Here is a 20,000-nt window from a genome sequence, read left to right as displayed (position 1 = left end):
CAATCCTCTTACGCGTACAGCGGGTTGACCTTGTCGGCATCGATGCCGTACTTGGCGATGGCTTCGGCCACAACCTGCTTGTCTACCTCGCCGCGCTTGGCCAGTTCGGTCAGGGCAGCAACCACTACGTAGAACTCGTTCACTTCGAAGTGACGACGCAGGTTGGCACGACTGTCGGAGCGGCCGTAACCGTCGGTACCCAGTACACGGTAGTTCTCGGTCGGAACGAAGGCACGCACCTGATCGGCGAAGGACTTCATGTAGTCGGTCGCGGCGATGGTGGCTTCGGAACCCAGTACCTGAGCGATGTAGGGCACACGCGCTTCGGCGGTCGGGTGCAGCATGTTCCAGCGATCAGCGTCCTGACCGTCACGAGCCAGTTCGTTGAAGGAGGTGACGCTGAACACGTCGGAACCCACGCCATATTCGCTTGCCAGGATCTGGGCGGCAGTGCGCACGTGACCCAGGATGGAACCACAACCCAGCAGCTGTACCTTGGCCTTGGTGCCGGCCACGGTTTCCAGCTTGTAGATACCCTTGCGGATGCCTTCCTCGGCGCCTTCCGGCATAGCCGGCATGGCATAGTTCTCGTTCAGGGTAGTGATGTAGTAGAACACATTTTCCGGGTTCTCACCGTACATGCGGCGCAGGCCGTCCTGTACGATCACCGCCACTTCATAGGCGTAGGACGGGTCGTAGGAGATGCAGTTCGGGATGGTGTTGGCCAGGATGTGGCTGTGACCATCTTCGTGCTGCAAGCCTTCTCCGTTAAGAGTGGTACGACCGGAGGTCGCGCCCAGCAGGAAGCCACGGGCTTGCTGGTCACCGGCTGCCCACGCCATGTCGCCGATCCGCTGGAAGCCGAACATGGAGTAGTAGATGTAGAACGGGATCATCGGGCAGTCGTTGGTGCTGTAAGAGGTGGCAGCAGCCAGCCAGGAGGACATGGCGCCCAGCTCGTTGATACCGTCTTGCAGAACCTGACCCTGCTTGTCTTCCTTGTAGTAGGAGACGATGTCGCGGTCTTGCGGGGTGTACTGCTGACCGTGCGGGCTGTAGATACCGATCTGGCGGAACAGGCCTTCCATACCGAAGGTACGGGCTTCGTCAGCCAGGATCGGGACGATGCGCTTGCCGATGGACTTGTCTTTCAGCATCACGTTCAGGGAACGCACGAACGCCATGGTGGTGGAGATTTCGCGCGCCTGTTCACCCAGCAGCGGACCGAAGGCATCCAGCGCCGGGATTTCCAGCTTGGTGGTGCTCTCGCGCAGACGGGTCGGTACATAGCCCTTCAGTGCGGCACGGCGGGCGTGCAGGTACTTGTGCTCTTCGGTACCCTCTTCGATCTTCAGGTACGGCAGGTTTTCCAGCTGCTCGTCGGTGACCGGCAGGTTGAAACGATCACGCAGGTGACGCACGGAGCCCAGATCCATCTTCTTGACCTGGTGAGCGATGTTCTTGCCTTCGGCCGCTTCGCCCATGCCATAGCCCTTGATGGTCTTGGCCAGGATCACGGTCGGCTTGCCCTTGGTCTGTGCAGCCTTGGAGAAGGCAGCGAACAGTTTGCGGGGGTCGTGACCACCGCGGTTCAGGGCGAAGATCTCCTCGTCGGTCATGTCTTTGACCAGCGCGGCGGTTTCCGGGTAACGGTTGAAGAAGTGCTCGCGCACGTAGGCACCGTCGCGGGACTTCATGGTCTGGTAGTCACCGTCCACGGTCTCGTTCATCAGCTGGATCAGCTTGCCGGAAGTGTCTTTCTTCAGCAGCTCATCCCACTTGCGACCCCAGATGACCTTGGTCACGTCCCAGCCAGCGCCGGCGAACAGGCCTTCCAGCTCGTTGATGACCTTGCCGTTGCCGACAACCGGACCATCCAGACGCTGCAGGTTGCAGTTGACCACGAACACCAGGTTGTCGAGCTTTTCACGCACGGCAACAGTCAGGGCACCCTTGGCTTCCGGCTCGTCCATCTCGCCGTCACCCAGGAAGGCGTAAACGGTCTGCTCGGAGCAATCCTTGATGCCACGGTCGGTCAGGTACTTCAGGAAACGCGCCTGATAGATGGCGGCGATGGGGCCAAGACCCATGGAAACGGTCGGGAACTGCCAGAATTCCGGCATCAGTTTCGGGTGCGGGTAGGAAGGGATACCCTTGCCATCCACTTCCTGACGGAAGTTGTCCAGCTGCTCTTCGGTCAGGCGACCTTCGGCGAATGCACGGGCGTAGATGCCCGGGGAGATGTGACCCTGGAAGTAGACCAGATCGCCACCGTCCTTCTCGTTGCGGGCACGGAAGAAGTGGTTGTAGCAGACTTCGTAGATGGTCGCGGAAGAAGCGAAGGAAGACATGTGACCACCCAGGTCCAGGTCTTTCTTGGAGGCGCGCAGCACGATCATCATGGCGTTCCAGCGGATGATGGCGCGAATGCGGCGTTCCATTTCCAGGTCGCCCGGGTAGGCCGGCTCGTCGCTGGACGGGATGGTGTTGATGTAGTCGCGGTTTGCCTTGGCAGCCACGTCCACACCGCTTGCGCGGGCTTTCTCGGCCAACTGTTCAAGGATGAACTGAGCGCGTTGCGGACCCTCTTCACGCAGCAGGGATTCCAGAGAGGCAAGCCACTCCAGCGTTTCTATCGGGTCCACATCGTTCTTCAGGATATCAGACATGGCTGGTTCCTATGTTGTTGTGATTGCACGGCATTGCACGGCGAAGGGCGCAAGCATTCGACAATTAAGAAAGCCTTGTGGGATTAGTTTTCCTGCTGACGGATCCGACGCATGGATCGCTGGATCCGGCTGTCTTCCCTCTGCATATCCAACAAGGTGTCCTCGATAAAGGCCAGGTGCTCATGACAAGCAGCCCTGGCCCGCTCCGGAGCCCCCGACAGGATAGCCTCGATCAGGCTCGCACGATGGCGACGGATCTTGGCGACCACTCCCGGACGGCGATTCAAAATTTCGTTATTGCGTAAAATGTTCTGCTCGAGCATGGGGCCCATGGCCCGCAACAGGTGCAGCAGCACCACGTTGTGGGAGGCCTCGGCCACGGCCAGATAGAACTGGGTCACGGCGGCCGATTCGACCACCAGCGACCCTTGCTGACCGGCTTCTTCGATGGCGGCTTGCGCCAGGCGAATCCGTTCGAAATCAGCCTCGGTGCCCCGCAGCGCCGCATAGTAGGCACAGATGCCTTCCAGCGCGTGACGAAACTCCAGCAGGTCGTACTGGGCTTCCGGGTGAGTGCTGAGCAGTTCGAACAGAGGGTCGGCGATCCCCTTGCTCAGGGCATTTTGTACGTAAGTGCCACCGCCCTGACGACGATACAAGAGTCCTCTCGCTTCCAGGCGCTGGATGGCTTCGCGCAAGGAAGGGCGCGACACCTGAAACTGGATGGCAAGTTCCCGCTCGGGCGGCAACTTCTGGCCCGGCTGCAGGCTGCCTTCCAGAATCATGCTTTCCAGCTCGGCGACAATGGCGTCGGCCAGCTTGGGCTGAGTTATCTTGATATAGGGCATGAGGCTACTTTGTTAAATTGGTATTACCAATTTTATGGTTGGGGCGAAAATTAGCAGAGGGCTTGAAAAAAGTCCACCCAAAAGATGATCTGAATCAAGAAGCTCGGTTGCCACTTTGGGGGTAAAAACGCGGAATCATGATATAGCTCATAGAAAATGGTCTGACCAATATTTGTGAGCTTGCTCACCGATAACATTTGGCCAACAGCATGAAAAATGGCTTGCCAGACAAGGCAAGCCATTGATTCTAAAAACACAAAATAATTTTTAGATTTTTCACTCAAAGTGAAGCTTTTCCCGATAGCGAGGCCATTCGAAACTGTCACCCGGATCCGTCTTGCGGCCCGGCGCGATGTCGCAGTGGCCGACAATACGGTCCGCCGTGATGGCGGGATAACGGTGAACAATCGCCCGGCTGAGGTCCGACAGCACCTCGTATTGCTTGTCGCTGTAGGGAAGCTCGTCGGTCCCTTCCAGTTCGATCCCGATGGAAAAATCGTTGCACGCCTCCCTCCCCTCCCAGATCGAGACTCCCGCATGCCATGCCCTGGCGCCAAAAGGCACGTACTGTACCAGTTCCCCATCGCGGCGGATCAGGCAGTGGGCCGAGACCCTCAGTTGATGAATACCGGCGAAATAGGGGTGAGCACCAGGATCGAGCCGCCCCAGAAACAGATCGTCGATAAAGGGGCCACCAAACTGCCCGGGGGGCAGGCTGATGCCGTGTATCACCAGCAAGGAGACATCCTCCGGGCTGAGCCTCTCATTGTGATGGGGGGAAGGCACCTTGCGGGCCTGCTCGCACCATCCTTCTCGATCGATGGAAAACAGGGTTGTGGGTTGTGTCATCGTCTGCTCGACTCACAAATGGAAGCGATGTGCCTCTGGCGGGATGGGAAAACTGGGAACAAGTCTCTGAATTCATGGATAACGCTATGTTAGGCTGAGCCATTCACTCGCGCGATATGGGACACACTATGCACCCAATGGCACGCCGTCTCTGGCTGCTCGCCTGGCTCTCGCTGCTGGGTCTGCTGACCCTCTACTTTCATGGCCGTGAACAACCGTCGGTGACCGCCAGCGGCGATCTGCTGCTCAGGGCCGATGCCAGCGGCCATTATCGTCTGGAGGGTGCCATCAACGACCAACCGGTGCAACTGCTGCTGGACACAGGAGCAACCCGGGTGACCATACCGAGCCAGGTGGCCGCCCGGCTCGGCCTCGTCGCCACGGGCCGCAGCCGTGTCAACACGGCAGCCGGAGAGATCCAGGTCGAAACCGGCCGGATCGAAAGTCTGGCGATGGGTCCGCTGACCCTGTACGATTTGTCCGTCTTTATCAATCCGGCTGCCGACGGGGAGGAGATCCTGGTGGGCATGAATGCCCTGGGCAGGCTGGAATTGCGCCAGAAAGACAGGCAATTGCTTCTCAGACCCTTGCAGGAATAAGGCATGTTACAACAGGACATCCGCCGCGCCGTGCGCGCCGCACTTCTCGAAGACTTGGGCGATGCCCTCACCGCGCTGGATCAACCGGATGCCAGCGCCGACATCACGGCCCAGCTGATCCCGGCCGATCGCATCTCGACCGCGCGAGTCATCACCCGCGAGGCGGGCGTATTTTGCGGCCAGCCCTGGGTCGACGAGGTGTTTGCCCAGCTCGGTGGCGAAGTGAAGGTCGAGTGGAAAGTGCAAGATGGTGAACGCCTTGCCCCCAATCAGGAGCTGTTCCGCCTCCATGGCCCCGCCCGCGTGCTGCTGACCGGCGAGCGCAACGCGCTGAACTTCGTGCAGACCCTTTCCGGGGTCGCCACCCTGACCGCCCGTTATGTGGCCGAGCTGGAAGGCACTGACTGCCGCCTCCTCGATACCCGCAAGACCCTGCCCGGCCTGCGCAGCGCCCAGAAGTATGCGGTCACTTGCGGCGGCGGCAAAAACCACCGTATCGGTCTGTTTGATGCCTACCTCATCAAGGAGAACCACATTCTCGCCTGCGGTGGCATCGCGGAAGCAATCAGCGAAGCGCGCCGTCTCAATCCGGACAAACCGGTGGAAGTCGAGGTCGAATCCCTGGCCGAGCTGGAGCAGGCCCTGGCCGCACGGGCCGACATCGTGATGCTGGACAACTTCGACATCCCCATGATGCAGGAAGCCGTTCTCCTCAATCAGGGCAGAGCCAAGCTGGAAGTCTCCGGCAACGTCACCCTCGATACCCTTGCCGGATACGCCGCGACCGGGATCGACTTCATCTCGGTGGGAGCGCTGACCAAGCATGTGCGGGCACTGGATCTCTCCATGCGCTTTGTCGAGGCTTGAGCAAGCCCCATCCGTTGCTCGTGCCCAAAAATATTACAGGGCTCGAAACTTGCAAAAGGCGCCATCGGCGCCTTTTCTTTATGCAGGATCCCACGACATAAGGAGTGTGAAGATGGGCCCTCCCGCCTCATGACAAGTGCCAATGGAAGCCATTTAATCATTGATTTTTCTACACATTTCACTAAATGACATAAAAGTGGCTAACAAGGTCCCCGCCTCTGTTGCCAACCCGAAGCGCTCGGATAAGATACCAGCGTGGATAGCATTCCACCGGTGCTTATCAGGAAACATGGAAAAAAGGATATTTCACATGAAAAGACAGTCAGGGTTTACGCTAATCGAATTGATGATCGTCGTTGCGATCGTCGCCATCCTCGCCGCCATCGCCTTGCCGGCGTATCAGACCTATACACTTCGAGCGAAGTTTTCGGAGGTTATCGCTGCCGCAGGGCCAGCCAAAACTGCCTTCGAGGTATGCGCTCAAGGGCTAGATGTTGCTCCGGCAGATATTGACACAGGCACAGCAGGGGCTGGCGCTGAGTGCATAGATGCGGCAAACAGTGCCTTGGAATCTGCCATTGCCAATTCGAATCCAGACAGAATTAATACTTCCTCAGGAGCAGGCGATACGCTGGCTGCAGCAAGTGGCGCCAGAGGTGTGAATATTCAAGTTAAAAGTGGTACAGACTTCGATGGACTCAATCCTGCTAACCCAACCTTTGTTCTATCTGGCACGATTGAAGACTCCAAGCAGGTGAATTGGACAAGAACAGAAGGCACTTGTGCACAAGCAGGTATGTGTTAATACATGACCTCTAGCCTCAATAGCGGCCTGGCCACCAGCCTGGCCGCTTCTTCCCTCCTCAGTGAGCCGGACTCACAGCGCTATCTGAGCCAGGCCAAGGCGCAGCACAAGCCCTTTGTCACCTTCCTGATTGAAAACGACATCCTCGACAGCAAAGCCCTCGCCGATTTCTGCGAGCTGGAATATGGGGTACCTCTACTGGATCTGGCGGCCTTTGATCTCGCCGAGATCCCGCAGAAATACCTCAATCAAAAGCTGATTGAAAAGCACCATGTCCTGCCCATCTACACCCAGGGGCATACCCTCTATATCGCCATGTCCGATCCGACCAATGTGTCGGCTCTGGAGGATTTTGGCTTCAGCTTCGGCCTGCATACGGAAGCCCTGCTGGTCGAAGAGAGCAAGCTGACCGCCGCCATCGGCAAGCTGATGGAGAGCGAGCAGGATACCCTGGGCATGGATCATATCGACGAGGCCGAGATCTCCGAACTCGAGGTCTCCGACGAGAGTTCCCGCCTCGACGAGAGCGTCAACACCGCGGACGATGACGCCCCCATCGTCAAATACATCCACAAGATCATGATGGATGCCATCAAGCGCGGGGCCTCCGACCTACATTTCGAACCCTACGAGACCAAGTACCGGATCCGCTTTCGGGTAGACGGCATACTGCACGAAGTCGCCACGCCGCCGGTCAACCTGGCCAACCGCTTCGCGGCTCGCCTCAAGGTGATGGCGCGGCTCGACATTGCCGAACGGCGCCTGCCCCAGGATGGCCGCATCAAGCTCAAGATCTCACGCAACAGATCCATGGACATGCGGGTCAACACCCTGCCCACCATGTGGGGCGAAAAGATCGTGATCCGGTTGCTGGACTCCTCGGCCGCCCGACTCAATATCGATCAACTCGGCTTTGACGACCGGCAGAAGACGCAATACCTGCACGCCCTCTCCAAACCTCAGGGCATGATCCTGGTGACCGGCCCTACGGGGTCAGGCAAGACGGTCTCACTCTATACCGGCCTCAACATCCTCAATACCAGCGAGGTCAATATCTCCACCGCCGAAGATCCGGTTGAGATAAACCTGCCCGGCGTCAACCAGGTGCAGATCAATCCCAAGGCGGGGCTCACCTTCGCCAGCGCCCTGCGCTCCTTCCTGCGCCAGGATCCCGACATCGTCATGGTGGGGGAGATACGGGATTTGGAAACCGCCGAGATTGCTATCAAGGCCGCCCAGACCGGTCACCTGGTGCTCTCCACCCTGCACACCAACTCAGCGGCAGAAACGCTCACCCGGATGATGAACATGGGGGTGCCGGCCTTCAACATCGCCTCTTCGGTCACCCTCATCATGGCCCAGCGCCTTGCCCGCAAACTCTGCGATCACTGCAAGGCGCCGGAAGTGGTGCCGGAAGCCGAGTTGCTGGAGCTGGGCTTCACCCAGCAGCAACTGGCCGCCGGTTTGCGGCTGTTCAAACCCGTGGGATGCAAGGAGTGCTCGGGAGGCTACAGAGGCCGGGTCGGCATCTATGAGATCATGCTGATGTCCGACAACATCGCCAAACTCATCATGCAGGGAGCCAACTCGCTGCAGATTGCCGCGATAGCCCAAAAAGAAGGGATGCGCACCCTGCGTACATCCGGCCTCGAGAAAGCGCGTCTTGGCGTCACCAGCCTGGCCGAAATCAACAGGATCACCACCAACTGAGTTCGCAGTGCTCGAGTCATCTCGCCGGGTGAAGCCGCTGCCATCACCCCGATGACCTTCTTCAAGCCAAGATGAGCCGGACAGGCAGCAGCATCCGGCCACCGTCGCCCAATTGCAGGATGCAGTGATGGCCACATTAGCTCAAAAACGCAACGCACCGAAAAAAGTCTTCTCCTACCGCTGGCACGGCGTCAACCGCAAGGGACAGAAGGTCTCCGGCGAGCTGCAAGCCGACAGCATCACCACCGTCAAGGCCGAGCTGCGCAAGCAGGGCGTCAACGTCACCAGGGTCAGCAAGCAGAGCCAGGGGCTCTTCTCCAAGGGCGGCGCCAAGATCAAGCCGATGGACATCGCCGTCATCTCCCGCCAGATCACTACCATGCTCTCCGCCGGCGTGCCTCTGGTGCAGAGTCTTCAGATCATTGCTCGCGGCCACGAGAAAGCGGCGGTGCGCGAACTCATCGGCCAGATCGCCGCCGATGTGGAAACGGGCACCCCGCTCTCGGAGGCGTTGCGCCGCCATCCCCGCCACTTCGACGACCTCTATTGCGACCTGGTCGAGGCCGGGGAGCAATCCGGTGCCCTGGAGACCATCTACGACCGTATCGCCATCTACCGCGAGAAGAACGAAGCCCTCAAATCCAAGATCAAGAAGGCCATGTTCTATCCGTCCATGGTCATTCTGGTGGCCATCGTCGTCACCTCCATCCTGCTGCTCTTCGTCATTCCCCAGTTCGAGGATATCTTCAAGAGCTTCGGTGCCGAGCTGCCCGCCTTTACCCGGTTCGTCATCGCCATCTCCCGCTTCATGCAGGAGTGGTGGTACGCCATCTTTGGCGGCGCTGCTCTCGCCGTCTTCCTCTATGTGCGGGCCTGGCGAAAATCCCAGAAGGTCAGGGACAACACGGACAAGTTCATCCTCACCATTCCCGTGGTGGGCAACATACTGCACAAGGCGGCCATGGCCCGTTTTGCCCGCACCCTCTCCACCACCTTCTCCGCCGGTATCCCGCTGGTGGATGCCCTGGTCTCGGCGGCCGGAGCATCGGGCAACTATGTCTATCGCACTGCGACCATGGCCATTCGCAACGAGGTGGTGGCCGGCATGCAGATCAACGTCGCCATGCGCACCGTGGATCTTTTCCCCGACATGGTGACCCAGATGGTGATGATCGGTGAGGAATCCGGCGCCATCGACGACATGCTCTCCAAGGTCGCCGCCATTTTCGAACAGGAGGTGGACGACATGGTCGACGGCCTCACCAGCCTGCTCGAACCCATCATCATGGTGGTGCTCGGGGTGCTGGTCGGCGGCATGGTCGTGGCCATGTACCTCCCCATCTTCAAGCTGGGCTCTGTGATACACTGACCCCCTCGACGGAGGGCCGGGCGGTGCATTTCCCCCGGCCATCTGTCATCCCCGTTCCCGACACAAGCGATTGATCTATGGTGCCTTTGATCGAACTGGCCCAGGGCTTGCCCTGGCTCTATCTCTCCTTGATTTTCCTTTTCTCCCTGATGGTGGGCAGCTTCCTGAACGTGGTGATCCATCGTCTGCCCATCATGATGGAGCGGGCCTGGCATGCCGAATACAGCGACTATTTCGGTGACGGTGAAGAGACTCCTCCTGCAACCGGACGATACAACCTCATGGTGCCTCGCTCCCGCTGCCCCCACTGCGACCACCCCATAGGGGCGCTGGAGAACATTCCCCTGCTGAGCTGGCTATGCCTCAGAGGGCGCTGCCGCAACTGCCACGCTCCCATTTCGGCTCGCTATCCCCTGGTCGAGCTGCTCACCGCCCTGCTGTCGGTCTCGGTGGCAGCCGCGCTTGCCCCTGGCTGGGGCACCCTTGCCGCTCTGCTGCTCACCTGGACATTGGTCGCACTGACCTTCATCGACCTGGACAAGATGCTCTTGCCGGATCAGCTCACCCTGCCCCTGCTCTGGGGTGGCCTGCTGTTCAATCTGGCGGGCGGTTTCGTGCCCCTGGCCGATGGGGTGGTCGGCGCCATGGCGGGTTATCTGGTGCTCTGGAGCCTCTACTGGGCCTTCAAGCTGCTGACCGGCAAGGAAGGGATGGGGTACGGGGATTTCAAACTGCTGGCGGCGCTGGGCGCCTGGCTGGGCTGGCAAGCCTTGCCCATCGTGCTGCTGCTCTCTTCGCTGGCGGGCGCCATCATCGGCATCGGTCTCATCCTGCTGCGCAACCACCACCAGGGCAAACCCATTCCCTTTGGCCCCTATCTCACCATCGCGGGCTGGATAACGCTGCTGTGGGGCGATAGCATCACCCGCTGGTATCTTGATGTCGTGCTCTAGCAAAAGGATCTCTGACCCATGTATGTAGTCGCAATCACTGGGGGAATCGGCAGCGGCAAGACCACGGTTGCCAACCGCTTTGCCGAGCTGGGCATCGAGGTGGTGGATGCGGACATCATCGCCCGCGAGGTAGTGGAGCCCGGCACCCCTGCTCTGGCTGCCATCGCCGCCCATTTTGGCCCGGATGTCGTTGCCCCCGATGGCCAGCTCGATCGCCGCCGGCTGCGAGAGCGGATCTTCACCGATTCGCAGGCCAAGGAGTGGCTCAATGCCCTGCTCCATCCCCTCATCCGCACCGAGATGCTGCGCCAGTGTGCGGCAACCCGCTCCCCCTACTGCCTGCTGGTCGTCCCCTTGCTGGTGGAAAACAGGCTCACTTCCCTCGCCGATCGGGTACTGGTGATCGATGTGGACGAAGCGACGCAAATCGAGCGTACCTGCCGCCGCGATGGCGTCACTCGGGAACAGGCCCAGGCGATACTGGCGTCCCAGGCGAGCCGCAGCGAGCGCCTGGCGATGGCCGACGACGTCCTGGACAACCAGAGTGGTACGAGTGAGACCATCTGGCAGCGAATTTTCGCCCTGCACCAGACATATCTGGCATTTGCCTCTCAACAAGCCCACCAACTGTGAGTACACTAGGCCGGTTTATGGCTGGCCAGGATTAGGCATGATTTACGATTTTCCCCTCAATGAAAAAAGCCGGACCTATCTTCGTCTGGAGTCCCTGTTTTCCCAGATCCGCGACAATCTGGAGAGTGACCAGTCCTGGGCACATATCGCCTTCTTCAAGGGGTTGTTCGATTTGCAGGAGTTGCTGGAGCGTGGTGACCTGCGTGCCGATCTCATCAAGGATCTGGAGCGCCTCGGCCAACGCCTGAGCCACTGGGCCAGTCTGCCTGACGTCGATCTCGAGCAGATCCAGCGGATGCAGCAGGAGAGTACCCAGCTCTCCCGCAACCTGCTGAACTCCCCGCGCCCCGGCGCCCGTCTGAAAGAGGATCGCCTGCTCGGCTCCATTCGTCAGCGCTTCTCCATTCCGGGTGGTCTGTGCGCCTTCGATGTGCCGCAACTACACCACTGGCTGGCGACCCCGGCCGTCACCCGCCACCAGCAGATGCAGCAATGGCTGAGTGACATCACCCTGCTGATGAACGCCATCTCCCTGTTGCTGCGCCTGTGGCGCGAGTCGGGCAACTTCAGCGACCAGGTGGCCACCAACGGCTTCTTCCAGGATACTGCCGAAGGGGCTGAACTGATCCGTATCCGTCTGGCGGGCACCCAGCCCTGCTATCCGACCCTGAGCGGCCACAAGAACCGCTTCGCCCTGCGCTTCCTGCCGACGACGGAACAGCAGATAGGCGACGTCTCCTTCCAGCTCGCCTGTTGTTGAGGAGCGCCCCATGGTGACCAAGGTAAAGTGTCCGACCTGTCAGAGCGAGATCGAATGGGGTCCGCAGAGCCCGTTTCGCCCCTTCTGCAGCAAGCGCTGCCAGCTGATCGACCTCGGCGAGTGGGCGGATGAACAGAAGCGCATCCCGGGCGAGATCAACCCGGATCTGCTGCCCGACCCGGAACAGGGCGATCCCTGGCAATAAACACTTCACGATCAAAAAAGGGCCCTCAGGCCCTTTTTCGTTGGTATCGATTCCCTTTCAGGCAAGCGAGGCCTGCAACCGCGCGACGATGGGGCCGTTGGCATCCGGGAAGCGGTATTCGTGCAGCGAGGCCAGTGGCACCCAGCGACACTCCTGCCCCTCCTTGCCAAAGGGCTCGCCGTGGAAGCGGGTCACCTTCCAGATATCCAGCAAGACCTGCTTGTCGGGGTAGTCGTGGTGCAGCTCCATGAAGGGGGCGCAATCCTGCACCCGGATCCCGATCTCTTCCCATAATTCCCTGTCCAGCGCGGTGAGTAGATCCTCCCCCGACTCCACCTTGCCACCGGGAAACTCCCAGCGATCCCCCTGATGGCGATCGACTGAGCGTTTGGCGATGAAGATATCGCCCCGTTCGTTCTCGATGACGCCCACCGCCACCCAGATCCGTTTCTTCTGTTCCATCATTGTCCTCAGCGTAAACACGGCAAACGGGCGATCCAGGGGGCAAGCCGAATGGCCTGCTGATCCCCCCGGGCCCTGAAGAGATCCTGCCCGACATGCTCATTGCCCGGCGGCGCAACCTGCGGCCAGGGCACCACACCGGGCGGAGTGAAACAACGATCGTGTACCCGCGCACTCTGGCGCAGATAGCGCCATAAACAGTCTCGCAAGAACCACTGGTCGATGTTCGGTGTTTCCATGGTACTGGGCTGATAGCTCGCCATCAGCGGCGCAAGGGGAGGCAGCACACCGGCCACACCGCCCCACATGCCGGCCAGCACCAGATCGGTGTGGCTCCACCAGTCACGCATGATATGGAACCAGCGCCCCGATGCAAGCCAGTCATCGACCGCCAGCCGCTCCCTCAGATTCAGCACGGAGTCCGCATCGCGCACAAGAAAGCGCCCCACGCCGGGATCATTGGCGACCTGGAAGCGCCAGCAGAGGCGCTGACGCTGGGATTGGCCATCGGGCTGCACCTTTATCTCGGCGCCATGTTCTTGCAGGCAGGCCAGAACCCCCTGAGGGACACTGCCATCCACATAGAAGCGCACCCGCCAACCGGGATAGAGGTAGGCTGCGGCCAGCACATTGTCGAGCGCTCCCCGCAAATAGCGGGGCTGTACTCCCCACAAGGAGAAGGCGATGACTGCCTGCTTGTCCCCCTGCTCCGCGAGCCAGACATCCGGCCCCTCTGCCGGCAGCACCCACCCCGCGACAGGCTGCGAGACGGCCTCATCCTTGAGAGTCAGGGCACGGGTTCCCGCTTGTGCCGCTTCTTCATGGCGTCCTAGCTTGGCAAGGGAAGTGCAAAGCCCGTCATGGACCAGATAATCATCCGGCTCGCGCCGCACCAGTTCGGCCAGGTGCGTCACGGCCCGCTCATGCTGATCGGAGCGCGAGAGGCAGACACAGAGATTGCGCAGCACCTCAGTGTTATCGGGCGCGGACCGGTACGCCAGCGTCAGCACCTGTGCCGCCGAGGCGGGATCGCCGGACAAAAAGAGGTAATAGGCAAACTGCAGTTGCAGGGGAACGGATTTGTTCGTCTCTGCGTTCAGCCTGCTCAGCACACAACGGATCGCCTCCTGGCGTCTCTCCTGCAGCCAGTGCCCATGTGCCTCCCCATCCCATCCCGCCGGCAATCTGCTCATTGTCCCCTCCTTGGTCCGAAAATGAATACACCGCCCGGAGGCGGTGTATTCATCATGGCAGGGTGTCAGGTCAGCTGACCGTGACAGTGCTTGTATTTTTTACCCGAACCACAGGGGCAGGGATCGTTGCGCCCGATCTTCTGCTCGTCGCGCACGAAGGTGGTATGGCCCTCGGCCCCACCCGTATCCTCGTCAGCCAGCTGGTTTTCGGCCGTGGCATGGGTATAGGTACGGGGAGCTGCTTCGGCCTGCTGGCGCTGCTGCTCTTCCATCGCCTCCACATCCCGCTCCTGCACCTGTACCCGGCTCAGGATGCTGACCACGTCGCGCTTGAGGGTCTCCAGCATCTGGGTGAACAGATCGAAGGATTCGCGCTTGTACTCCTGCTTGGGGTTCTTCTGGGCGTAGCCGCGCAGATGGATGCCCTGGCGCAGGTGATCCATGGCCGCCAGGTGCTCCTTCCACAGACCATCCAGCGTTTGCAGCATCACCGCCTTCTCGAAGTTGCGCAGCACCTCCTTGCCGACCAGCTCTTCCTTGTGGGCATAGAGCTTGGTGGCTTCATCCAGGATGCGTTCGCGCAGCTTCTCTTCATACAGCTTGTCGTCTTCCGCCAGCCACTGCTGCAGCGGCAGATCCAGGGCGAAATCGGACTTCAGACGCGCTTCCAGACCCGGCACGTCCCACATTTCTTCCAGGGACTGGGGCGGGATGTATTCGTCGATGATGGCGCCGTAGACGTCGTCACGGATGACGTGAATGGTCTCGGAGATGTCGTTTGTGTCCAGCAGTTCGTTGCGCTGCTCGTAGACCACCTTGCGCTGATCGTTGGCCACATCGTCGAACTCGAGCAGGTTTTTACGGATGTCGAAGTTGCGACCTTCCACCTTGCGCTGGGCATTCTCGATGGCCTTGGTCACCCAGGGATGCTCGATGGCCTCGCCCTCTTCCATACCCAGCTTCTTCATCATGCCGGTCACGCGGTCGGAGGCGAAGATCCGCATCAGGGTATCTTCCATGGAGAGGTAGAAGCGGGAGGAACCCGGATCACCCTGACGACCGGAACGGCCGCGCAGCTGGTTGTCGATACGGCGGGATTCGTGACGCTCGGTACCGATGATGTGCAGGCCACCGGCCGCCAGTACTTCGTCATGACGCACCTGCCAGGCCGCTTTCAGCTCGGCAATCTGCTCACTTGACGGGTTTTCCAGCTGGGCGATCTCCGCCTGCCAGTTGCCGCCCAGCACGATGTCGGTACCACGACCGGCCATGTTGGTGGCGATGGTGACGGCGCCGGTCTGGCCGGCCTGGGCGACGATCTCCGCTTCCATGGCATGGAACTTGGCGTTCAGTACCTTGTGCGGGATATTTTCCTTGGTCAGGATGCCGGAGAGCAGCTCGGAGTTCTCGATGGAGACGGTACCGACCAGCACGGGCTGGCCGCGCTTCACGCACTCGCGGATGTCCTGCACGATGGCCGCGTATTTCTCCTGGGCGGTCAGGTAGACGAGATCGCCCATGTCTTTGCGCACCATCGGCTTGTTGGTCGGAATGACCACGGTATCCAGGCCATAGATCTGCTGGAATTCAAAGGCTTCGGTATCCGCAGTACCGGTCATGCCTGCCAGCTTGTCGTACAGACGGAAGTAGTTCTGGAAGGTGATGGAGGCTAGGGTCTGGTTCTCGTTCTGGATCTTGACCCCTTCCTTCGCCTCGACCGCCTGGTGCAGACCGTCTGACCAGCGACGACCCGGCATGGTGCGGCCGGTGTGCTCGTCGACGATGACGATCTCGTCTTTCTGGACGATATAGTCGACGTTGCGCTCGAACAGGGTGTGTGCGCGCAGGCCGGCATTGACGTGATGCAGCAGGCTGATATTGGTGGCGGAGAACAGGGAGTCATCCTCAGCCAGCAGTCCCTCTTTCTTGAGCAGCTCTTCCACGAAGATCTGGCCGTTTTCGGTCAGCAGCGCCTGGCGGTTCTTCTCGTCCACCGTGTAGTGGCCGTCGCCGGTGTACTCCTCGGAGTCTTCCTTGTCCTGCTTGACCAGCAGCGGGATCAACTTGTTGATCTGGGTGTACATGGCGGAGCTGTCTTCCGCCGGACCGGAGATGATGAGCGGGGTGCGGGCTTCATCGATGAGCACCGAATCCACCTCATCCACCAGCGCGTAGTTGAGCGGACGCTGTACGCGCTGCTCCGGCGAGAATGCCATGTTGTCGCGCAGGTAGTCGAAACCGAATTCGTTGTTGGTACCGTAGGTGATGTCGGCAGCGTAGGCATCGCGCTTCTGGGACGCATCCATGCCGGGCACGTTGCAGTCCACCGTCATGCCGAGGAAGGCGAACAGCGGGCGGTTGGCTTCCGCATCACGCTTGGCCAGATAGTCGTTCACCGTCACGACGTGCACACCGCGGCCGGTCAGGGCGTTCAGGTAGGCTGGCAGCGTGGCCGTCAGGGTTTTACCTTCACCTGTCTTCATTTCGGCAATGCGGTTGGAGTTCAATACCATGCCGCCGATCAGCTGGACGTCGAAGTGACGCATGCCGAACACACGGCGGGAGGCTTCACGGACGGTGGCAAACGCTTCCGGCAGCAACTGCTCCAGTGTTTCGCCCTGCTCCAGACGTTGACGGTACTCGGCGGTCTTCGCCTGCAGTTCCTGATCGGACAGTGCCTCGAATTGAGGTTCCATCGCATTGATTTGTTTTACAATTTTGCGCAAAGCCTTGAGCGTTCTGTCGTTCCGGCTGCCGATAATCTTGGTGAGCAGTGTGCTAATCATGGGTACCAACTGTTTTGGTTATATAAGCGTTCCGTCACTGGAACCTGAAGAAAAAACCTAACCCCGTCTGGCATTCAGAAAGCGCGCGGGGTTGACCTGACGACCATCTTTCAACACTTCGTAATGCAAATGAACTCCGGTTGCACGACCGGTTCGCCCCATCAGGGCAATCTTCTGGCCCTCATCGACCAGGGTGCCCACATCCACCAGCAACTTGGAATTGTGGGCATAGCGGGTGACCAGACCATTGCCATGGTCAATCTCCACCATGTTGCCAAACTCCGGATGGCGCCCCGCCCAGCTGACAATCCCCTTGCCTGTCGCCAGGATGGGGGTGCCGGGCCTGCCGCGGAAATCCACCCCTTTGTGCATCTTGGCGCGACCGTTGAACGGATCGACCCGCCCACCGAAACCGGAGGAGATCCAGACACGCTCCTGCTTGACCGGTGAGCCGGGGATGAAACCCGCATCGGTGATATGGTGGTTCATGATGAAGGATTCAAGTACCGACAGCTGTTCTTCGCGGCTGCTGAGTTGACGGCTGAGGTGTTCCATGGAATCTTGCAGTTCACCCAGGCTGACTTCCAGGTCTGCATCGTAGGAAGGGCCGCCCATCGGGGGCAGCTCCTTGAAGTTGAACTCCTCGGGATCGAGGTCCGCCTTCTCGGTCAGGCGCTCGCCGAGGGCGTTGAGGCGACCAAGTTGTCCCTGCATGGTGCCCACCTGGGCGGCCAGCATGGCAAGCTGTTCGCGGGCTTCATCGGCCCCTTGCGTGGATTTTTGCTGCTGCGCCAGGGTCAGCGCCACTTCCAGCGCCTCCATTTTCTGCTGCCAGCTCTGCCAGAGCCAGCCGCCCCCCAAGGCCAATACAGTGAAGAGAATACCGCCGACCCAGGCCAGACGTTGTTTGGGTAAGTGCAACCTGCGGCGCTGCTTACCGTGGAGGATCAGGGTAATGCTCATAGAAATCTGTCTTCTCGGTCAGGTGAGGCTAAGGGCCTGCACGGGCAATAAAACCGGGAGATAATCGGTATTAAAGGATGGAATAAACAAATGACAGGACGTCGGTGCGGAGAGATGACCGACGTCCTGTTGCACAGCTATCAGGCCAGAACCAGACCGTTGTCGTAGTAAGCGATAGGCGCTTTGTCGCCCTCACCCTCGAAGGTCACCAGTTCCCAGGCCTCCTGCTGGGCCAGCAGGGCACGCAGCAGCTTGTTGTTCAGGGCATGGCCCGTCTTGTAGGCACGGAATTCACCGATGATACTGCGATTGCACATGTACAGATCGCCGATGGCATCCAGCATCTTGTGCTTCACGAACTCGTCTTCGTAGCGCAGACCATCTTCGTTCAGCACCCGGTAGTCATCCAGCACCACGGCGTTTTCCAGGCTGCCGCCCAGTGCCAGGTTCTGGGAACGCAGGTACTCGATGTCACGCATGAAGCCGAAGGTACGGGCACGGCTGATCTCTTTCACGAAGGAGCTGCCGGAGAAGTCCAGCACGCAACGCTGGTTGCGGCCTTCAAACACCGGATGCTGGAAATCGATCTCGAGATCCATCTTGAAGCCGTTGCGATAGGGGTGGAATTCCGCCCACTTGTCGCCGTCTTCAACCCGGATGCTCTGCTTGATCCGCACGAACTGCTTGGGCGCGTTCTGTTCACGAATACCCACTTCCTGCAGCAGATAGATGAACGGATGCGCACTGCCGTCCATTACCGGGATCTCGGGGGCATCAACCTCGACATAGAGGTTGTCGATCCCCATCCCGGCCAGAGCGGCAGACAGATGTTCGATGGTCGACACGCGAACACCGGCTTCGTTCACCAGAGCGGTACAAAGCACAGTATCACGCACCTGATCGGCGTTGGCTGGCAGCGCGACCACAGGATTCAGATCGGTACGCAAGTAAACGATCCCTGTGTTAACAGGCGCCGGACGGAACGTCATAGTGACTTTCCGGCCCGAATGCAGGCCCACACCGGTGGCCTGGACACTCGTTTTCAAGGTTCTTTGTCTAATCATGGGCGTATCCGCTTTAACAGCTCAAATTCCTGACCAGATGGTCGTTGCCGGGCCATCTTAGCACAATCCTTAAGCAACAAACAAACCAGAGCCATCAGAGGCTTAGTCTGCCTGCTTGCGCAGGAACGCAGGAATATCGAGATAATCCGGTTCGCGACGAGCTTGCGGCTCGGCGTTCACCACCTTGGCCGGGGCCTCTTCCATCACGCGAGACTGCAGGGCTTCGCTGATCAGGGGCTGACGGGCCGGACGCTCTTGAACCATGTTGTTCTTGACCAGGGTGATGTCGGGCTTGCGCTCGGCACCGATACCGGTCGCTACTACGGTAACACGCAGTTCGTCGTGCATTTCCGGATCGATTACGGTACCCACCACTACGGTGGCGTTCTCGGACGCGAAGGCCTTGACCGCGTTACCCACGGTCTCGAACTCTTCGATGGTCATGTCCATGCCGGCCGTGATGTTGACCAGGATGCCACGGGCACCGGCCAGATCCACGTCTTCCAGCAGCGGGCTGGAGATGGCCTTCTCGGCCGCTTCTTCGGCACGGTCGTCACCGGAGGCTGAGCCGGTACCCATCATGGCGGTACCCATCTCGCGCATCACGGTACGCACGTCCGCGAAGTCGACGTTGATGAGGCCCGGGCGGGTGATCAGCTCGGCGATGCCCTGTACTGCACCCAGCAGCACGTCGTTGGCCGCCTTGAAGGCGTCCAGCAGGGAGATGCCGCGACCCAGCACCTTCAGCAACTTATCGTTGGGGATGGTGATCAGGGAGTCGACGTTCTTGGAGAGCTCTTCGATGCCGTGAGCGGCGAAGCCCATCCGCTTCTTCCCTTCGAAGGAGAACGGCTTGGTCACGACGGCAACGGTCAGGATACCCATCTCGCGGGCCACTTCGGCCACGATCGGGGCAGCACCTGTACCAGTACCACCCCCCATGCCGGCAGCGATGAACACCATGTCGGAACCGGTCAGCAGCTCGCGCAGCGCTTCCCTGTCTTCCATGGCGGCGTCACGACCCACTTCCGGGTTGGCCCCGGCACCCAGACCCTTGGTGATGCCACCACCGATCTGCAAGGTGGTATTGGCACTGGAGTTGCGCAGTGCCTGGGCGTCGGTGTTCACGGTGATGAACTCGACACCCTCAATGTTTTGACGAACCATGTGCTCGACTGCGTTGCCGCCGCCGCCACCCACACCTATCACCTTGATGACGGCTTCGTCAGTGTGGCTATCCATAAATTCAAACATGTTGTCTCTCC

Annotated in this window: 18 protein-coding genes; 9 read left to right on the top strand and 9 right to left on the bottom strand. The window is 59.9% G+C overall.

All coding sequences use genetic code 11. The features are described 5' to 3' along the window. Positions 1–8: 8 nt before the first annotated feature. The 3 genes from aceE to ampD form a co-directional block, all read right to left on the bottom strand. Positions 9–2,669, bottom strand: a complete 2,661-nt coding sequence (aceE, locus tag AB5Y93_RS19715) for a pyruvate dehydrogenase (acetyl-transferring), homodimeric type (RefSeq protein ID WP_039040509.1) — start codon at positions 2,667–2,669, stop codon at positions 9–11. A gap of 83 nt (positions 2,670–2,752) precedes the next feature. Then, positions 2,753–3,517: a pyruvate dehydrogenase complex transcriptional repressor PdhR gene (gene pdhR, locus AB5Y93_RS19710; RefSeq protein ID WP_010675815.1), complete on the bottom strand. Its 765-nt coding sequence runs from the start codon at positions 3,515–3,517 to the stop codon at positions 2,753–2,755. A gap of 276 nt (positions 3,518–3,793) precedes the next feature. Next, positions 3,794–4,366: a 1,6-anhydro-N-acetylmuramyl-L-alanine amidase AmpD gene (gene ampD, locus AB5Y93_RS19705; RefSeq protein WP_053288099.1), complete on the bottom strand. Its 573-nt coding sequence runs from the start codon at positions 4,364–4,366 to the stop codon at positions 3,794–3,796. Between the two features lie 128 nt (positions 4,367–4,494). Here ampD and AB5Y93_RS19700 point away from each other — a divergent pair, with 128 nt between their 5' ends. From AB5Y93_RS19700 to yacG, 9 genes are all read left to right on the top strand, one after another. Continuing rightward, complete coding sequence (locus AB5Y93_RS19700) at positions 4,495–4,965, top strand: TIGR02281 family clan AA aspartic protease (RefSeq protein WP_042015101.1); 471 nt, start codon at positions 4,495–4,497, stop codon at positions 4,963–4,965. 3 nt (positions 4,966–4,968) lie between these two features. After that, on the top strand, positions 4,969–5,832 hold the full coding sequence (nadC, locus tag AB5Y93_RS19695) for a carboxylating nicotinate-nucleotide diphosphorylase (protein ID WP_368230226.1): 864 nt from the start codon (positions 4,969–4,971) through the stop codon (positions 5,830–5,832). 310 nt (positions 5,833–6,142) lie between these two features. Further along, complete coding sequence (tapA, locus tag AB5Y93_RS19690; protein WP_319856116.1) at positions 6,143–6,637, top strand: type IVa pilus major pilin TapA; 495 nt, start codon at positions 6,143–6,145, stop codon at positions 6,635–6,637. Positions 6,638–6,640: 3 nt separating this feature from the next. Further along, positions 6,641–8,347, top strand: a complete 1,707-nt coding sequence (gene tapB / locus AB5Y93_RS19685; RefSeq protein WP_263308363.1) for a PilB family type IVa pilus assembly ATPase TapB — start codon at positions 6,641–6,643, stop codon at positions 8,345–8,347. A 127-nt stretch (positions 8,348–8,474) separates the two neighbouring features. After that, positions 8,475–9,716, top strand: a complete 1,242-nt coding sequence (locus AB5Y93_RS19680; protein ID WP_010675822.1) for a type II secretion system F family protein — start codon at positions 8,475–8,477, stop codon at positions 9,714–9,716. A gap of 77 nt (positions 9,717–9,793) precedes the next feature. Then, positions 9,794–10,669 (top strand): A24 family peptidase, encoded by an 876-nt coding sequence (locus tag AB5Y93_RS19675; RefSeq protein WP_368230223.1) that lies wholly within the window; start codon positions 9,794–9,796, stop codon positions 10,667–10,669. A gap of 18 nt (positions 10,670–10,687) precedes the next feature. Next, entirely contained in the window at positions 10,688–11,302 is a 615-nt protein-coding gene (coaE, locus tag AB5Y93_RS19670) for a dephospho-CoA kinase (RefSeq protein ID WP_052814464.1), read from the top strand. Between the two features lie 37 nt (positions 11,303–11,339). Next, on the top strand, positions 11,340–12,062 hold the full coding sequence (zapD, locus tag AB5Y93_RS19665; RefSeq protein WP_010675825.1) for a cell division protein ZapD: 723 nt from the start codon (positions 11,340–11,342) through the stop codon (positions 12,060–12,062). Positions 12,063–12,072: 10 nt separating this feature from the next. After that, positions 12,073–12,267: a DNA gyrase inhibitor YacG gene (yacG, locus tag AB5Y93_RS19660; protein ID WP_039040499.1), complete on the top strand. Its 195-nt coding sequence runs from the start codon at positions 12,073–12,075 to the stop codon at positions 12,265–12,267. A gap of 57 nt (positions 12,268–12,324) precedes the next feature. On the opposite strand, the gene mutT is transcribed toward yacG, so the two are convergent. From mutT to ftsZ, 6 genes are all read right to left on the bottom strand, one after another. Further along, positions 12,325–12,729, bottom strand: a complete 405-nt coding sequence (gene mutT / locus AB5Y93_RS19655) for an 8-oxo-dGTP diphosphatase MutT (RefSeq protein ID WP_368230221.1) — start codon at positions 12,727–12,729, stop codon at positions 12,325–12,327. Positions 12,730–12,737: 8 nt separating this feature from the next. Further along, on the bottom strand, positions 12,738–13,922 hold the full coding sequence (locus tag AB5Y93_RS19650; protein ID WP_368230219.1) for a tetratricopeptide repeat protein: 1,185 nt from the start codon (positions 13,920–13,922) through the stop codon (positions 12,738–12,740). A 65-nt stretch (positions 13,923–13,987) separates the two neighbouring features. After that, positions 13,988–16,708 (bottom strand): preprotein translocase subunit SecA, encoded by a 2,721-nt coding sequence (gene secA / locus AB5Y93_RS19645; RefSeq protein WP_041211791.1) that lies wholly within the window; start codon positions 16,706–16,708, stop codon positions 13,988–13,990. A gap of 57 nt (positions 16,709–16,765) precedes the next feature. Continuing rightward, entirely contained in the window at positions 16,766–17,671 is a 906-nt protein-coding gene (locus AB5Y93_RS19640; RefSeq protein ID WP_039040495.1) for a M23 family metallopeptidase, read from the bottom strand. Between the two features lie 140 nt (positions 17,672–17,811). Then, positions 17,812–18,735 carry a UDP-3-O-acyl-N-acetylglucosamine deacetylase gene (gene lpxC / locus AB5Y93_RS19635; RefSeq protein WP_010675831.1) on the bottom strand — a complete coding sequence of 308 codons (924 nt, stop codon included), beginning with the start codon at positions 18,733–18,735 and terminating at the stop codon, positions 17,812–17,814. Positions 18,736–18,837: 102 nt separating this feature from the next. Then, positions 18,838–19,989 (bottom strand): cell division protein FtsZ, encoded by a 1,152-nt coding sequence (gene ftsZ / locus AB5Y93_RS19630; RefSeq protein WP_005305686.1) that lies wholly within the window; start codon positions 19,987–19,989, stop codon positions 18,838–18,840. Positions 19,990–20,000 lie beyond the last annotated feature (11 nt).

The sequence above is a fragment of the Aeromonas sp. R10-1 genome, from assembly GCF_040908465.1.
In the GTDB taxonomy this organism is placed as follows: Bacteria; Pseudomonadota; Gammaproteobacteria; order Enterobacterales; family Aeromonadaceae; genus Aeromonas; species Aeromonas caviae.
The sequence above is the reverse complement of the archived record's forward strand: the minus strand, read 5'-3'. Positions and strand labels throughout refer to the sequence as shown.

Coding starts and splice junctions, on each gene's coding strand:
- aceE (WP_039040509.1), bottom strand. CDS start 2,669: ATGTCTGATATCCTGAAGAACGATGTGGACCCGATAGAAACGCTGGAG.
- AB5Y93_RS19675 (WP_368230223.1), top strand. CDS start 9,794: ATGGTGCCTTTGATCGAACTGGCCCAGGGCTTGCCCTGGCTCTATCTC.
- coaE (WP_052814464.1), top strand. CDS start 10,688: ATGTATGTAGTCGCAATCACTGGGGGAATCGGCAGCGGCAAGACCACG.
- AB5Y93_RS19650 (WP_368230219.1), bottom strand. CDS start 13,922: ATGAGCAGATTGCCGGCGGGATGGGATGGGGAGGCACATGGGCACTGG.
- yacG (WP_039040499.1), top strand. CDS start 12,073: ATGGTGACCAAGGTAAAGTGTCCGACCTGTCAGAGCGAGATCGAATGG.
- ampD (WP_053288099.1), bottom strand. CDS start 4,366: ATGACACAACCCACAACCCTGTTTTCCATCGATCGAGAAGGATGGTGC.
- AB5Y93_RS19700 (WP_042015101.1), top strand. CDS start 4,495: ATGCACCCAATGGCACGCCGTCTCTGGCTGCTCGCCTGGCTCTCGCTG.
- lpxC (WP_010675831.1), bottom strand. CDS start 18,735: ATGATTAGACAAAGAACCTTGAAAACGAGTGTCCAGGCCACCGGTGTG.
- nadC (WP_368230226.1), top strand. CDS start 4,969: ATGTTACAACAGGACATCCGCCGCGCCGTGCGCGCCGCACTTCTCGAA.
- mutT (WP_368230221.1), bottom strand. CDS start 12,729: ATGGAACAGAAGAAACGGATCTGGGTGGCGGTGGGCGTCATCGAGAAC.
- AB5Y93_RS19680 (WP_010675822.1), top strand. CDS start 8,475: ATGGCCACATTAGCTCAAAAACGCAACGCACCGAAAAAAGTCTTCTCC.
- zapD (WP_010675825.1), top strand. CDS start 11,340: ATGATTTACGATTTTCCCCTCAATGAAAAAAGCCGGACCTATCTTCGT.
- ftsZ (WP_005305686.1), bottom strand. CDS start 19,989: ATGTTTGAATTTATGGATAGCCACACTGACGAAGCCGTCATCAAGGTG.
- AB5Y93_RS19640 (WP_039040495.1), bottom strand. CDS start 17,671: ATGAGCATTACCCTGATCCTCCACGGTAAGCAGCGCCGCAGGTTGCAC.
- tapA (WP_319856116.1), top strand. CDS start 6,143: ATGAAAAGACAGTCAGGGTTTACGCTAATCGAATTGATGATCGTCGTT.
- pdhR (WP_010675815.1), bottom strand. CDS start 3,517: ATGCCCTATATCAAGATAACTCAGCCCAAGCTGGCCGACGCCATTGTC.
- secA (WP_041211791.1), bottom strand. CDS start 16,708: ATGATTAGCACACTGCTCACCAAGATTATCGGCAGCCGGAACGACAGA.
- tapB (WP_263308363.1), top strand. CDS start 6,641: ATGACCTCTAGCCTCAATAGCGGCCTGGCCACCAGCCTGGCCGCTTCT.